At 67.2% G+C, this 14,404-nt stretch carries 11 protein-coding genes and 1 tRNA gene; 5 read left to right on the top strand and 7 right to left on the bottom strand.

Going from position 1 to position 14,404, the window contains the following annotated elements; translation table 11 throughout:
* Positions 1-1,176: a PepSY-associated TM helix domain-containing protein gene (locus MKK51_RS15375; RefSeq protein ID WP_243978591.1), complete on the top strand. Its 1,176-nt coding sequence runs from the start codon at positions 1-3 to the stop codon at positions 1,174-1,176.
* A gap of 227 nt (positions 1,177-1,403) precedes the next feature.
* On the opposite strand, the gene MKK51_RS15370 is transcribed toward MKK51_RS15375, so the two are convergent.
* The 3 genes from MKK51_RS15370 to MKK51_RS15360 all read right to left on the bottom strand — a co-directional run bounded on the left by MKK51_RS15370 (position 1,404) and on the right by MKK51_RS15360 (position 4,993).
* On the bottom strand, positions 1,404-2,813 hold the full coding sequence (locus tag MKK51_RS15370; protein WP_243978582.1) for a UdgX family uracil-DNA binding protein: 1,410 nt from the start codon (positions 2,811-2,813) through the stop codon (positions 1,404-1,406).
* Positions 2,814-2,989: 176 nt separating this feature from the next.
* Positions 2,990-4,204 (bottom strand): putative DNA modification/repair radical SAM protein, encoded by a 1,215-nt coding sequence (locus tag MKK51_RS15365; RefSeq protein ID WP_243978580.1) that lies wholly within the window; start codon positions 4,202-4,204, stop codon positions 2,990-2,992.
* A 135-nt stretch (positions 4,205-4,339) separates the two neighbouring features.
* Positions 4,340-4,993 (bottom strand): RecX family transcriptional regulator, encoded by a 654-nt coding sequence (locus MKK51_RS15360; protein ID WP_243978579.1) that lies wholly within the window; start codon positions 4,991-4,993, stop codon positions 4,340-4,342.
* An 89-nt stretch (positions 4,994-5,082) separates the two neighbouring features.
* On the opposite strand from MKK51_RS15360, the gene MKK51_RS15355 reads away from it, so the two are divergent.
* Both MKK51_RS15355 and MKK51_RS15350 read left to right on the top strand, forming a co-directional pair.
* On the top strand, positions 5,083-6,513 hold the full coding sequence (locus MKK51_RS15355; protein ID WP_243978570.1) for a TAXI family TRAP transporter solute-binding subunit: 1,431 nt from the start codon (positions 5,083-5,085) through the stop codon (positions 6,511-6,513).
* A 382-nt stretch (positions 6,514-6,895) separates the two neighbouring features.
* On the top strand, positions 6,896-9,142 hold the full coding sequence (locus MKK51_RS15350; RefSeq protein WP_243978562.1) for a calcium-binding protein: 2,247 nt from the start codon (positions 6,896-6,898) through the stop codon (positions 9,140-9,142).
* Between the two features lie 189 nt (positions 9,143-9,331).
* On the opposite strand, the gene MKK51_RS15345 is transcribed toward MKK51_RS15350, so the two are convergent.
* Genes MKK51_RS15345 through MKK51_RS15330 form a run of 4 tightly spaced genes read right to left on the bottom strand, consistent with a single transcriptional unit; the run spans position 9,332 to position 12,299 of the window.
* Entirely contained in the window at positions 9,332-9,550 is a 219-nt protein-coding gene (locus MKK51_RS15345) for a SlyX family protein (RefSeq protein ID WP_243978561.1), read from the bottom strand.
* Positions 9,551-9,563: 13 nt separating this feature from the next.
* Positions 9,564-10,313 (bottom strand): rhodanese-related sulfurtransferase, encoded by a 750-nt coding sequence (locus tag MKK51_RS15340; RefSeq protein WP_243978559.1) that lies wholly within the window; start codon positions 10,311-10,313, stop codon positions 9,564-9,566.
* Positions 10,314-10,341: 28 nt separating this feature from the next.
* A complete protein-coding gene (locus MKK51_RS15335) occupies positions 10,342-11,322 on the bottom strand; it encodes an AprI/Inh family metalloprotease inhibitor (RefSeq protein ID WP_243978557.1) in 981 nt (326 codons plus the stop codon).
* Positions 11,319-12,299 (bottom strand): 2-hydroxyacid dehydrogenase, encoded by a 981-nt coding sequence (locus MKK51_RS15330; protein ID WP_243978555.1) that lies wholly within the window; start codon positions 12,297-12,299, stop codon positions 11,319-11,321. The genes MKK51_RS15335 and MKK51_RS15330 overlap by 4 nt, the downstream gene beginning before the upstream one ends.
* 270 nt (positions 12,300-12,569) lie before the next feature.
* Here MKK51_RS15330 and leuC point away from each other — a divergent pair, with 270 nt between their 5' ends.
* Together leuC and MKK51_RS15320 are read left to right on the top strand one after the other, a co-directional pair.
* Positions 12,570-13,985: a 3-isopropylmalate dehydratase large subunit gene (gene leuC / locus MKK51_RS15325; RefSeq protein ID WP_243978553.1), complete on the top strand. Its 1,416-nt coding sequence runs from the start codon at positions 12,570-12,572 to the stop codon at positions 13,983-13,985.
* Positions 13,986-14,089: 104 nt separating this feature from the next.
* Positions 14,090-14,174 (top strand) — tRNA-Leu (locus tag MKK51_RS15320).
* The last annotated feature ends 230 nt before the right edge of the window (positions 14,175-14,404 follow it).

The raw sequence follows: 14,404 nt of genomic DNA, 5'->3' as shown, positions 1-14,404 counted from the left end.
ATGGCGACGGGACAAGACGCGCCCCGCCTGCGGGCCTTCAGGCTCTGGTCGTTCGTCCATACCTGGGCGAGCCTCGTCAGCATGGTCTTCATGCTGATGTTGTGTCTGACGGGCCTACCGCTGATCTTCCATCACGAGCTCAATGCTGTCCTCGGCTACGAGCCCGAGGTGCCGGCGATGCCGGCCGGGACGGCCCACGTGTCGTTGGACGAGGTTGTCGCCTCGGCCCGGGCCTTGAAACCCGGGCTCGTGGTTCAGTACCTCGTCTTCGACCACGACGAGCCGGAGGTCGCCTTCGTCAATCTCGCCCGGGACGTGCGCTCGCCGCCGTCGGACATGACGATCCTGTCCTTGGATCGGCGCGACGCCGCCCTTCTGCGGGAGCCAAAGCCGAACGAAGGTCCCGTCGGCTTCCTGCTGCAATTGCATGTCGACATGTTCCTCGGCCTCGGCGGCAAGCTCTTCCTCGGCGCGATGGGCTTCCTGTTCGTGATGGCGATCGTCTCCGGCCTCGTCCTCTACGGTCCGTTCATGCGAAAGCTCGACTTCGGAACTGTCCGCCGCACCCGGACGCGGCGGATCCAATGGCTCGACTGGCATAACCTCGTCGGCGTCGCGACCGTGTGCTGGGCGCTGATCGTCGGGGGGACTGGGGTGGTGAACACCTGGGCCGACCTCATGCTGAAGCTCTGGCAATTCGGCCAGCTCGCCGAGATGACGGCCCCCTATCGCGACGCTCCGCGCCCCGTCCGCCTCGCCTCCGTTGCCGAGGCGGTGGCGACGGCCAAAGCCGCGGCACCGAACATGAGCCCGCGCTTCGTCGCCTATCCCGGCACCGTGGTGAGCAGCAATAACCACTACGCCGTGTTCATGGCCGGCGACACACCGCTGACCTCGCGGCTGCTCAAGCCCGCCCTCATCGATGCCGAGACCGGCGAGCTCACCGACATGCGGGCGATGCCCTGGTACATCCAGGCCCTGCTGGTTTCGCAACCCCTGCATTTCGGCGATTACGGCGGCCTCCCTCTGAAGATCGTCTGGGCGCTCCTCGATCTCGCGACCATCGTCGTGCTCGGCAGCGGGCTCTATCTCTGGATCGCTCGCAGGCGATCGAAGACGACGAGCGTCCGGGTGAAGACCGGTGCAGGACTGTCTCGTGCGAGAGCCGCGGAATGAAGACGCGGCCGCTCGTCCGGTCCCGGATCTGGGCCATTCCCGCGATCCTCGCCGCGCTGACTCTACTGAGCCTGGTGATCGCCCTGGTCGTCGATGGAGTCTGGGACAGTCTGGCCAGCGCCGTATTGTCCGGAATCCTGATTTATATGACCTACGCAGGATGTCGTCCTCGGACGAAATAGCATCACGACGGGTGCGGTTAAGCCCGGGACGTCGGCGGCGTTCTGCTAGGCTCCCAACTCCCGCGCGAGGTCGCCCACCCGTTTCAGGTCGGCCACGAAGGTCGCATAGGCCTCGTCTTTGGCCTCGTCGGGCAGGCGCAGGAGATAGGAGGGGTGCACGGTGATGAAACCCTCATAGGCCTTGCCGAAGGAGGCGGGGCCACGGGCGCGGGTGATGGGGATTGCCTTGCCCGTTAGAGCGAGGACGGCGGTGGCGCCCAGGGCCACGACGAGTTTGGGTGCCACGAAATCCAGCTCCCGGTCGAGCCACCAGCGGTAATGGCTCACCTCGCCGGCGGTGGGCTTCTGGTGGATGCGGCGCTTGCCGCGCTCCTCGAACTTGAAATGCTTGACCGCATTGGTGAGGTAGGCATCCCCCCGCACGATCCCCGCCTCCGCCATGGCGCGCGAGAGCAGCTGTCCCGCCGGCCCCACGAACGGTCGCCCCTGCCGGTCCTCCTGGTCGCCCGGCTGCTCGCCGACGAAGGCGATGGCGGCGTGGGCGGGGCCTTCGCCGAGGACGGCCTGGGTCGCGCCCGGCACCAGAGGCTCCGAGCGCCGGATGATGGCGTTGAGCGCCTCCAGGGAGACGGGATCCTGATCTGACATCGCGGCGACGGCCTTGGCTGGGTTTCGCTTCGTCGGCATCTGCGGTTCCCTCTCGATCATGGCGTCGGTGCGGGCGGACGCGGCGCGGACGAGGCCGGGAATCGCTGCGGTCTCGGGCATGTTCCGCCAGTACTTTTTCGGCATCTCCGCCCGCATGGCGGCGAGGTTGGTGCGGGCGGGGTTGAAGGTGCTCTCGTAGTAATCGCGCCAGCCGGCCTCGAACCCATCCGCCTCGGGGGCATCCTCGCGGCGTCCCGGCGGGCCGAAAGTCAGGGTATCGCCGTCCCAATGCGCCGAGCCGTCCGGCGTCAGGATCGACCAGTGCAAGGATCGGAAGCGCGCGACGAAGAACGTGCTCGCCGCCTCAAGGATATGATGGTCCGGCTCGAACCAGGCGACGAAGCGCTCGACGCCGTCGGTCTCGGTCCTTCGGAAACGCAGGAAGGCGTGCATCTTGTGCAGGTCGCGGGCGATGGCCTTGCGCATCCGGTCGAGACGATGGACCAGCGGGTCGCTTCCCACCTCCATCAGCCCGCGCTCGCCGTGGGTGACGCGCCAGATCAGGGTGTAGAGCAGGGCATAGCGCTCGGGGTCGCGGTGCTGGACGACCGTGCGGACCAGGTCGGCCACCGCGCGGGGCAGGCTCAGCGGAACCTCTGGTCCGGCCTCGCCGCCGGTGTCGCGGGCGAACAGGCCGGGGGCCTCGCCGATCGACCAGGCCACTGTATCGGGAGGAACCGAGGCAGCGGCGAGGCGACGGACCGCTGCGCGAAAGCCGTCGAGGTCGGCGCCGTCGCGGAGAACCATTGTTTCAAATGATCCACCTGACCTTTCCCCCTCCGCGGGGGAGGGGGATCGCGGAGCGACCGGGACAGGGGATGGCTCCTTCGAATAGGCAACTCCCCTCTCCCGAGCCTCCCTGCCGCGAGGACCACCTTCACCCGCACAAGGGGGAGGGAAGAGCGGCAAGTCATCCGGCACCGTCAGAACAGGCTCAGTTGGCGAGCCGGCTCGACGAGCTTGGCGCGCAGATCCAACCGGTCGGTGCCAGTCGGGCCGGGATGATAATCGGCGGCGATCAGGAAGGGACGGGCGCGCTTGAGGCCGGAGGTGAGACGGGCAATGTCGTCGAGACGCAGCCGCGTGTAGCGGCGTGCCCTCACGATCTTGTCCACGGCGCGGGCGCCGAGGCCCGGCACCCGCAGCAGCATCTCCCGGTCGGCGGCGTTCACATCCACGGGGAAGCGGCCCCTGTGCTTCAGGGCCCAGGCGAGCTTCGGGTCGATGTCGAGGGAAAACATGCCGTCCTCGGCGGCATCCGCCACGTCGTCGGCGGAGAAGTCGTAGTACCGGATCAGCCAATCGGCCTGGTAGAGCCGGTGCTCGCGCTGGAGCGGCGGGGATTTGAGCGGCAGGATGGCGGAGCCGTCGGGGATCGGGCTGAAGGCGGAATAATAGACCCGTTTCAAGTTGAACGAGCCGTAGAGATGGGCGCTTTTGCGGATCAGCGCCTCGTCGGTGGTGGTGTCCGCACCGACGATGACCTGCGTCGATTGACCGGCGGGCGAGAAGCGGCGCTTCTCCGCCTTGGCCTCGGTGATCCGCGCGCCAATCTGCTTCATCGCGTTCTGGATGACCGGGCCGTTCTTCTCCGGTGCCAGACGGTGCAGGCTGGCATCGGTAGGGAGTTCGAGGTTGATCGAGAGCCGGTCGGCATAGAGCCCCGCCTCCTCCACCAGCCACGGACTCGCCTCCGGGATCGATTTCAGGTGGATGTAACCGCGAAAGCCGTGGTCGCGCCGTAGGGACTTCGCCACCCGCGTCAGCAGTTCCATCGTGTGGTCGGGTGACTTGATGATGCCCGAGGAGAGGAACAGTCCCTCGATATAGTTGCGCTTGTAGAACTCCACCGTGAGGGTCACGACCTCCTCGACGCTGAACTTGGCGCGCTGCACGTTGGAAGAGCGGCGATTGACGCAATAGGCGCAGTCGAACAGGCAATAATTCGTCAGCAGGATCTTCAAGAGCGAGATGCAGCGCCCGTCCGGCGTGTAGGCGTGGCAGATGCCGGCACCGGTGGTCGAGCCGAGCTCCCCCTTGCCCGCCACGCGTTTGGGCGCCCCCGACGAAGAGCAGGACGCATCGTATTTCGCGGCATCGGCCAGGATGCGGAGCTTCTTGGCGAGGGTCTCGTCCATGACAGGGACATGCGCGTCGTTCGTGTTTCGTTCAAGTTTTTGTCATGAACGGTCGGAAATGTCGCAGCGTGCTTCCGCCTCTCCCCGCGCGCGGGGAGAGGCGGAAGCACGGCTCGGCTTACGGAGATACGTTCATCACCCGACGAAGCCGTCCTCCGTGGTTACGTCCTCATCGACGATCGTCTTCGCCAGTCCATACGAGAACCCGGCCCGGGCCATGGAGGCGAGATCCTTGTCGCGGTGAGCGGCGCGGAGGTCGGGGCGCCGGAACGGGCCGAGGCGGCGGCGCTTGGCATAGGCGCGGGCCGCGTCCTCCTCGGCATTCGTGCCCTCTTCCTCGCTCCGGTCGCGCTCGGTCTGCAGGGTCTCGGCGATGAGCGTCCGGTCGACGCCCTTGCCGGCGAGCTTGGCCGAGAGGCTGCGGGCGGAGGCCCCCCGTCGACGCAGGGTCGCCGCCCGGGCGGCGGTGAACCGGGCATCGTCCACGAGGCCGGAGGAACGGGCACGCTCCACGATGGCGGCGATGGTCTCGGCGAAGGCGGCGGGGTCTTCGTCCCGGAGCCGGCACCGTTTGGCGACCCGGCGCTCCAGGGTCTGGCGCAGCATCGCCACGGAGGCGCTGTAGCGCTCCAGATACTGCAGGGCGACGCGCTCCAGATACGCGGCGGTGATCGGCGGCGTGGGCTTCGCCTCGCGGGGCGCGGTCTTTGCTTCACGGGATCCGGCTTCACGAGAACCGGTTTCGCGGGAGGATACACGCGGACCCGCCGCAACGTTTCGAGCGCTCATCGGTTCATCACGCTTCGGACAGTTTTCAGGATCATGAGGCGCATCGTCTCCACCTTGAACCGGTTACCTGTCTTACCCCGAGAGGACGCATGCATGTCATGCCGGCATTCCTCCTGAAGCGCGAGTGGCTCCTTGTCGCGCTCGGCCTCGGCTTCGCCGTCCTTGCGGCCGCCGTGGTCTACCTGTCGCGCCCGACGGTGCTCACCGTGGCGGTCGGTCCGCGCGACGGGGCCGAGGCGCAGTTGCTCGAGACCTATGCCCAGGCCCTCAAACGGGCGCGGGAAGACGTCCGCCTCAATGTCCGGACCTATGACGACGTGCGAGACAGCGCCGCCGCGCTCCAGGCCGGGAGCGCCGATCTCGCCGTGGTCCGGCCCGACGTGTTCCTCCCCGACAATGGCCTGACCCTGGCGCTCCTGCACGAGGAGACGCTGCTCATCGCCACGCCCGAGGCGAGCGAGATCGAAAGCTTCCCCGATCTCGCGAAAAAGCGTCTCGGCATCGTCGAGCGGCACGCGGCCGACCGGCCCTTCGTCACGAACCTCCTCGGCTTCTACGATTTCACCGCCGTGCCGGCACCGGAGCCCGGCCAAGCCCTCGCCGCCGGTCATATCGCCCTGGTGCCGCTCAAGCCCGGTGAGGTGACCGCCGCGCTGCAGGCCGGTACCGTGGACGCCGTGGCCGTCATCGCGGCACCGACCTCAAAGGCGGCGATCTCCACGGTCCGGGCGGTGGAGATGGCCTCCCACGAGAAGAAGATCACCATCGTCTCCGTGCCCGATGGCGACGCCATCGTGCAGCGGATGCCGGAACTGCAATCGGCGACGATTCCCGCCGGCACGTTCGGCGGTCGCCCGAAGCGCCCCGAAGAGGACGTGAAGACGGTGGGCGCCTCCTACCGTCTGATGGCGCGGGGCGGGGTGAGCCGCTACTCCGTGGCTTCCGTCACCCAGCACCTGTTCGAATGGCGTTCGAGACTCGCGCCGAGCGCGCCCATCGCCAACCTGATGAAGGCGCCGGATTTCGAGACGTCGGTGGCCGCCACCAGCGCCCGCCTGCCCAACCATCCGGGCGCGGTGGATTATTTCGAGCGCGAGCAGCAGACCCTGTTCGAGCGCTACGAGGATTACGTCTACCTCCTCGCCTTCTTCGGCGGCACGATCGGCTCTGGGATCGCCTGGCTCGGCCAGCGCCTCGCCCGCCAGCGCCGCGAGCGTGTGGACGTGGTCCTCGACCGGCTGCTCGACATCCTCAGGGACATCCGATCGGCCACCACCAGGGAGCAGCTCGACGGCCTCGTGCGCGAGACCGACGATCTCGTCACCGACGTCGTCCAGCACGCGCGCGAGCGCAACGTCGACACCCGCGCGATGAACGCCCTGATCCTGGCCATCGACGCCGTGCACGGCGCCATCGCCGATGCCCGCCGCTCCCTCGTCACCGACCCCGAGCCCGAGCGCCGTCCCTTGCGGACGCGGTCCGCGCGCCTCCTCGGGCTGGATCGGCCGGCAGCGGAATAGGCGCGGCGTCCCCAATCTTCTCGTCGAGCCGTTGCGCTCGGCGAGGCGCGATCACGGCTGCAAAGGAGCCGATGATCGGCGCTCCGGTGAAGACCTGCGGGTCGAGTTTATGGGGCGGAGCGTATTCGACCCAGAAAGAACGCCACAACGAGCATTTCAGATGAGGTTCGTGAGCAATTCACGTTTTAATCCATCGGAATCGCAGAAAAAATTCGATCTTCTGGCAAAAATGAACTGTCACTATTAACAAAAGATAATATCAATGATCAATGAATATTATCATCGGGTTTCGAAACCATCGTAGTTAACTATCCGTAACAGCCCGACCGCAAGCCTGCGAGCCGAACGTGCATCTCAGGCAGCGAGTAAGGGAGACGACGCAATGGCTACGATCAATGGCGATAACGGCGATAATTTCCTGACCGGCACCGAGGACGAAGACATCATCAACGGCCGCGGAGGCAACGATACGATCGACTCGGTCGATCGCCCCGCAAACATATTCGCTGGATCCATCGACCCCAGGCGCGATGTCGTCAACGCGGGGTCGGGGGACGACACCGTCACGGGTGGCAAGCTCGATCGGCTGATCGGCGGCGAGGGCAATGATGCCCTGTCGGTGAACTTCAATTTCAATGGCCCGGTCGTAGGCTCGGGAACCCCCATCACCCTGACGCTGAATGAGAACGGCACGGGCAGGGCGTCCGATGGCACCGTCATCAAAAGCTTCGAGGCGGTGAACTTCAACCTGTCCGACACCGGCGACAATGTCGTCGATACCGGCAACGTCCGTGCGCAACTGACGGGTGGAAACGGAAACGACACGCTCACCACTGGGTCGGCCGACGATGTCGTCTATGGCGGCGGCGGCGACAACGTTCTGTCGACGGGCGGCGGCAACGACACGATCGGCGGCGGCTCCGGGATCGATACCGTCTTCGGCGGCGACGGAGACGACACCTTTGGCGTCAACGTCGCCACCGATGGCAGCGACCAGGTGAATCTCGGCGACGGCAACGACACCGTCCGGTTCGATCGCTTCGACGGCGGTGCCGGCAACGTTCGCCTGACCTTCACGTCGGCCGAGGTCGGCAACGGCAACACCAACGATGCCGGCAGTCTGACGAACCAGGATGGCGGGCTCGCCGTCCGCGTACAGGCGGAGGATGCGGACGGAAACCTGACCGGCCCCATCTCCCGCTATGACGATGAGGGCATCACCTTCGTTGCCGGAACGCAGGGCATCACCTTCGACGTGCGCGACCTCGTCTCAGGCACCCAGCGCGGCAATACGTTCGAGGGCGTCGTGCTCGGGACCGATGGAGACGACGCGCTGACGTTCTTCCCGCCTTTCCGCGCGGGACAGGACTTCTACTACAACGCGGGTCAGGGCAACGACACGATCACCGCCGGAACCGGCAACGACTTCCTTGTCGGCGGTGCCGGTAACGACACCATGATCGGCGGCCTCGGCAACGACAGCTACATCGTCGATTCCCTCGGCGACACGGTGGTGGAAGGGGCCGACGAAGGCACCGACACCGTTCTATCCTCCATCACCTACACCCTGCCCGATACCGTCGAGAACCTCGTGCTCACCGGCACCGGCACCATCGACGGAACCGGCAACGCGCTGGACAACAGCATCACCGGCAACAATGCCGACAACCGCCTCGCTGGCAGAGAAGGAAATGATCTCCTCACCGGTGGCGGTGGAAACGATCTCCTCATTGGCGGCGCCGGCGACGACGTGATGACTGGTGGTACCGGCGACGACATGTACGTCGTCGGTGCAGCAGGTGATCAGGTCATCGAAGGCGCGAACGAAGGCAACGATACCGTCCGATCGGCGGTGGATTACGCTCTTGGCGCCAACGTCGAGAACGTCGTCCTTCTCGGATCCGATGGTACCAACGCCACTGGCAACGAAGGCGACAACAGCCTCGTCGGCAATAGCGGTGACAACCGTCTCGACGGTGGGGCCGGGTCTGACCGCCTTAACTCAGGCGATGGAGACGATGTTCTCGTTGGTGGAATCGGCGCGGACGTCATGCGTGGCGGAACCGGGAACGACACTTACGGGGTCGACGATGCAGGTGATCAGGCCATCGAACAGGCGGGCCAAGGCTTCGATACCGTTCGGTCCAGCGTCAGCTACACGATGGAAACCAACATCGAGAAACTGGTGCTCTACGGTTCGGACGATCTGACCGCAAACGGGAATGTCGGTCGCAATCAGATCTACGGCAATGCCGGCGACAACACGATCTATGGCGACGACGGCCGTGATCTCCTCTTCGGCCGCGACGGTGCCGATACCTTCGTGTTCAAGGCCGTCACCGACAGCGACGTCGCGGTGTCCGGACGCGACATCATCAAGGACTTCGACGTCGCCGAGGGCGATCGCATCGATCTCAGCGGGATCGATGCGAATCTCGGACAGGCCGGAGACCAGGGCTTCCAGTTCGTCGGGACGGACGCCTTCTCGGGCCAGGCGGGCGAACTGCGCACGAAGTTCGGTGGCGGCAACACCCTCGTACAGGGTGACACCGATGGAGATGGAGCGGCGGACTTCGCCGTTCTCCTCCAGGGCCATCAGCCCCTGGACAACGGATCGTTCGTGGTCTGATCCGCTCGCAATCCAAGGGGGGCTGCTGTCGAGGCAGCCCCTTTTCATGTCAGAACGCCGCTGTCCGGCACGGGTGCCACCCTTCCTCCCGACGTGGTCGCTCGGGGCGGGGGCCCTGCGACGGCGCCCCGTCGCGAGGACCGCAAGGCCGACCTCTCCCTCGTTACCCCGATCGGGGCGGGGCAGTGTTCAATAATGCGGCGGTGGCGGTTCCGGGGCGCCGGTGCCGGTCCGCGCGCCGGCCTCCTCGACCTGCTCCACGAGCTTGGCGAGGTGGCGCGTCAGGGCATCGATCTGGCGCCATTGCGCGGTGATCGTCGCGTTGAGGTCGTCGAGAACCACGTCCTGTTCGGTCAGCCGCATCTCCAGGGCATCGATGCGGGCAGACAGCGTGTGGTCGTCGGTCATCAATGGTCCCGCTTCATCGCAGTGTCTCGGGGGCGTGGTCCGGCCGTTCCACGAGGCCGGGTCCCAGCGCGATGCGGTGGTCGAAGACGAAGCAGTCGCCGCGCCAGCGGCTCTCCGCCTCTGGGATCGTCTCGATGTAGCGCAGAATGCCGCCCTCGAGATGGTGGACGGTACCGAACCCCTTGGCGCGCATATAGGCCCCGGCCTTCTCGCAGCGGATGCCGCCGGTGCAGAACATCGCCACCGCCGGATGCTCGGCGGGATCGAGGCCGTCGACATAGGCCCGGAAATCCGAGAACCGCGACAGGTGCGGGTCAGTGGCGCCCTCGAACGTGCCGAGATTGACCTCGAAGGCGTTGCGGGTGTCGAGGAGGAGCAGGCCCGGCGTATCGAGCAGCGCGTTCCACGCCTCCGGCGGCACGGGAATCCCCGCCTCGCCCGCATCGGTGGCGCCGTCGTCGAAGGTCACGATCTCCCGCTTTACACGCACCTTGAGGTGGCCGAACGGCGCTGCATCCGCACTGGAGAGCTTCACATCGAGATCTGTCAGGCGTCCGCCGAAGAGCGGGCCGTCGCGCATCTCCGACAGAAGCGTGGCCATGCCGGCCGCGCTGCCCGCGATGGTGCCGTTGATCCCCTCCCGCGCCAGGAGGAGCGTGCCGAGGATGCCGAGTGCGGCGCAGCGCTCCTCTAGCGCGTCGCGCAGGTCTGCGGCGTCCGGCAGGGGAACGAAACGGTAGAGGGCGGCGACGGTGTAGAGCATGGGCGGCAGGGTCTATCAGGCGTGATCGTCAGGGGGAACCGCTGGGTGCCGCTGCCTCGATCCGGCGCAGGACGAAGGTGGTGCCCACCTCCGGTTCGCGCCGCCAGTGGTTCTCCCCCGCCGGCACCAGCCCCACCACATGGCCGCGTCGGGCCACTAGGGTGAGCCGGCCGGGAGCTCCCAGCCACGCGGCCGGATCGAAGGTCGTCAGCCCGCTGTCGCGGCAGCCGTCGAGGACGCGGACCGGGGCTGTCCCGCTACCCTCCGGCGGCTTCAGTTCCAAGCGGCAGACGTCCTGCTCGCGGTAGCGGTCGAGGGCGTAGGTGCCGGGCGTTGGCCGCTCGCCGGTTCCCGTCGTGGCGGGACCGGTCGTTCCGGCGTTCTGCGCACCCGCGGCGGTGGAATCGTTCCGTTCGAGCTTGAACCCGGTCCCGCCATCCGGGGCCGGCGCGGGAGGGGGCGACATCGCCACGATCTGGAGGGGGACGAGGCTGTAGACCTCGCCCCCCTCGGTCCGGGCCATGAGGCTGCGCCGATCGTCCCGGGCCTTGAAGATCAGGACCGGACGGACGTTCTTGTCCACGAGGCGGACGACGCCGTCCACGAACAGCCAGGCGGCGACCTCGTTCAGGATCGGTAGGGCCCGGCGGCACCCGGCGGGAAACGACAGGCGCCGCCCGCTCTCGAAGCTTTGCGAGGCGAGGGTCATGACGCAGCGCCGCGTGCTGCCGTCCCGCGACAGGTCCCAGGTGCCGGGAACGCCCTCGATGGTCGGCGGCAGGGTTTCCACGAAGCCAGGGGGAGGGCTCGCAGCGGCGGGCGTCTCGGAGAGGCCGGAGGCGGCGGGGGGCTCCGCCGGCGGTGGGGCGGGCGTCGCCTGGGGAGCGCCCTGGGCCATCCCTTGAGTCTTCTCCTGGGTCACCGACTGGGCGTGGGCGGGACCGGCCGCGGCCGCCATCGTCAACAGACCGGCGAGAAGGCCGGCGCGGGAGCGTGCGGTACAGATCATCGGCCCGCTCCGGTGCCGCGCCCGTTCGTCGGCGTTTCCGGAACCGGCGTCAGTGGTCCCTTGCCGGAGAACCACGAGAGCAGGTTGTCGACCACGAGCCGGCCCATGGCCTCGCGGGTATGGACGGAGCCAGAGCCCACATGCGGCAGCAGGACGACCCTCTCCAGGTCGAGAAAGGCCGCCGGCACATGGGGCTCGGCGGCGAAGACATCGAGCCCCGCCCCATGGATCGTGCCGGATCGCAGGGCCTCGATCAGCGCCGGCTCGTCGACGAGGCTGCCGCGGGCGACGTTGACGACGATCCCGTCCGGGCCGAGGGCCTCGAGGATCTCGGCATTGACGATCCCGTTCGTCTCCGGGCCGCCGGGCGCCACGATCATCAGGACGTCCACCGCCCGCGCCATCTCCAGCAGGGTCGGATGGAAGGCGTAGGCCACGTCCTCCTGCCGGCGGCGGCCGTGATAGGAGAGGGTGACGCCGAAGCCTTCGAGGCGGTGCGCGATGGCCCGTCCGATCCGGCCGAGGCCGAGGATGCCCACATGCCGCCCGCGCAGGGTTGCGGTGAGGGGGTAGGTCCGTGTCGGCCAATGCCCGGCGCGCAGGTAGCGGTCCGCCTGCGAGATCTCGCGCACCGTCGCCAGGAGCAGCCCGAGGGCGAGGTCGGCCACCTCGTCGGAGAGCACGTCGGGCGTGTTGGTGACGACGATGCCCCGCTCCGCCGCGGCCGCGACGTCGATGGTGTCGTAGCCGACGCCGAAACTCGCCACGATCTCGAGCCGGGGCAATTTCTCGATGAGGGCGCGGTCTACGGGGGCCTGTGCCCCGGTGGCCATGGCGCGGATGCGCGGTCCGATCTCGCGATAGAACGCGTCGGGATCAGGGGCGGTGTCGGCGCGGTGGAGGGTGAAGGCGGCGGCCAGCGCCTCCATCACGCTCGGCTGCATCGGCTTCAGGAGCAGAAGGTCGGCAGGCTGCATGTCGCGCTCGTCATCCGTCACCGGAACCGGCCATGAAAGGAGTGGCCTGAGAGGATACGGCTGTAATCCGAGGTCCGGGTACGGTCCAGCCGTCGCGGAGGGCGCGCATCGGACAAGGTCGCCATGCGGCGCGTGGGCGGCAGTCATGACCCCGATGCGCCGCGTGCACCGGCCTACTTCCAAGCGGGCCTTTCGAACACTACTAAAGAGGGCGAGAGTCACAGGCCCGCCCGTGATCCCATCAACGTCGAAAACCGAAACAGCCACGCCATGACTGCCCCGCGCACCCTCTACGACAAGATCTGGGACGACCACGTTGTCGATGTCGAACCGGACGGCACCAGCCTCCTCTACATCGACCGCCACCTCGTCCACGAGGTGACGAGCCCGCAGGCCTTCGAGGGGCTGCGCGTGGCCGGGCGGCGCGTGCGCCACCCGGAGAAGACCCTGGCGGTGGTCGACCACAACGTCCAGACCTCGGACCGCCGCTTTGGCATCGAGGATCCGGAGAGCCGCCTCCAGCTGGAGACGCTGGCCGAGAACGTGCGCGACTTCGGCATCGAGTTCTACGATGCCCTCGACCGCCGCCAGGGCATCGTCCACGTGATCGGCCCGGAACAGGGCTTCACCCTCCCGGGCCAGACCATCGTCTGCGGGGACAGCCACACCTCGACCCACGGCGCCTTCGGGGCACTGGCGCACGGCATCGGCACTTCGGAGGTGGAGCACGTGCTCGCCACGCAGACGCTGCTGCAGCGCAAGGCCAAGAACATGCGCGTCACCGTGGACGGCACCCTGCCGCCCGGCGTCACCGCCAAGGACATCATCCTCGCCATAATCGGCGAGATCGGCACCGCCGGCGGCACCGGCTACGTCATCGAATATGCCGGCGAGGCGATCCGCGCCCTCTCGATGGAGGGACGCATGACGATCTGCAACATGTCCATCGAGGGGGGCGCCCGCGCCGGCATGGTGGCGCCCGACGCCATCACCTATGCCTACGTGAAGGACCGCCCCAAAGCCCCCAAGGGCGAGACGTTCGAGCGGGCCCGCGCCTACTGGGACAGCCTCGCCACCGACGAGGGCGCCTTCTTCGACCGCGAGGTCCGCCTCGACGCCGCGAGCCTGCCGCCCCTCGTGAGCTGGGGCACCAGCCCCGAGGACGTGGTCTCGATCTCCGGTCTCGTGCCCGACCCGGCCGCCATCGCCGACGAGAACAAGCGCCAGTCCAAGGCCAAGGCCCTCGACTATATGGGCCTCACGCCGGGCACGAAGATCACCGACATCACCCTCGACCGGGTCTTCATCGGCTCCTGCACCAACGGTCGCATCGAAGACCTGCGCGCGGTGGCCAAGATGGTGGAAGGCCGCAAGGTCCACCCGTCGGTCTCGGCCATGGTGGTGCCGGGCTCCGGCGTGGTGAAGGCGCAGGCGGAAGCGGAAGGCATCGACCGCATCCTCAAGGAGGCGGGGTTCGACTGGCGCGAGCCGGGCTGCTCCATGTGCCTCGGCATGAATGCCGACCGCTTGAGCCCCAACGAGCGCTGCGCCTCCACCTCCAACCGCAACTTCGAGGGCCGCCAGGGCCATCGCGGGCGCACGCACCTCGTCTCCCCGGCCATGGCTGCCGCCGCCGCCGTGGCCGGCCGCTTCGTCGATATCCGCGAGTGGCGCGGCGAGGCCTGAACGCCGAGCTTGGGCGGAATCCACGAAACGGGCCGGAATCGCGATTGACGCGGCCGGCCCGCCCGCTTAAACGAACCTCCGCGTCGGCACACATCTGCCGGCCGGCCCAGGTGGCGGAATTGGTAGACGCGCTGGTTTCAGGTACCAGTCTTGCAAGAGGTGAAGGTTCGAGTCCTTTCCTGGGCACCAAGCGACTTTAAGTCGTTGCTCCGTTGATAGTATTGTATTTTCTGGGTTAGACCGGGACGCTTAGCCGGGTCATACTCCCAAATAATCCTCACCATGAAACGGCACGCTAACCGAGCGAATTCCGGCCACATCCAGTTCAAGCTTTGCGGTCCGGCCGATGTATCTCGTCGGGCTTGTGGGCGCACTGTCACGGCCTGCGCTGCCAGCTTCCATCTCGTTGGGTTCCCTGA

The organism is Methylobacterium sp. E-045 (genome assembly GCF_022829685.1).
Classification (GTDB): domain Bacteria; phylum Pseudomonadota; class Alphaproteobacteria; order Rhizobiales; family Beijerinckiaceae; genus Methylobacterium.
This window is presented reverse-complemented; position numbering and strand designations above follow the sequence as displayed.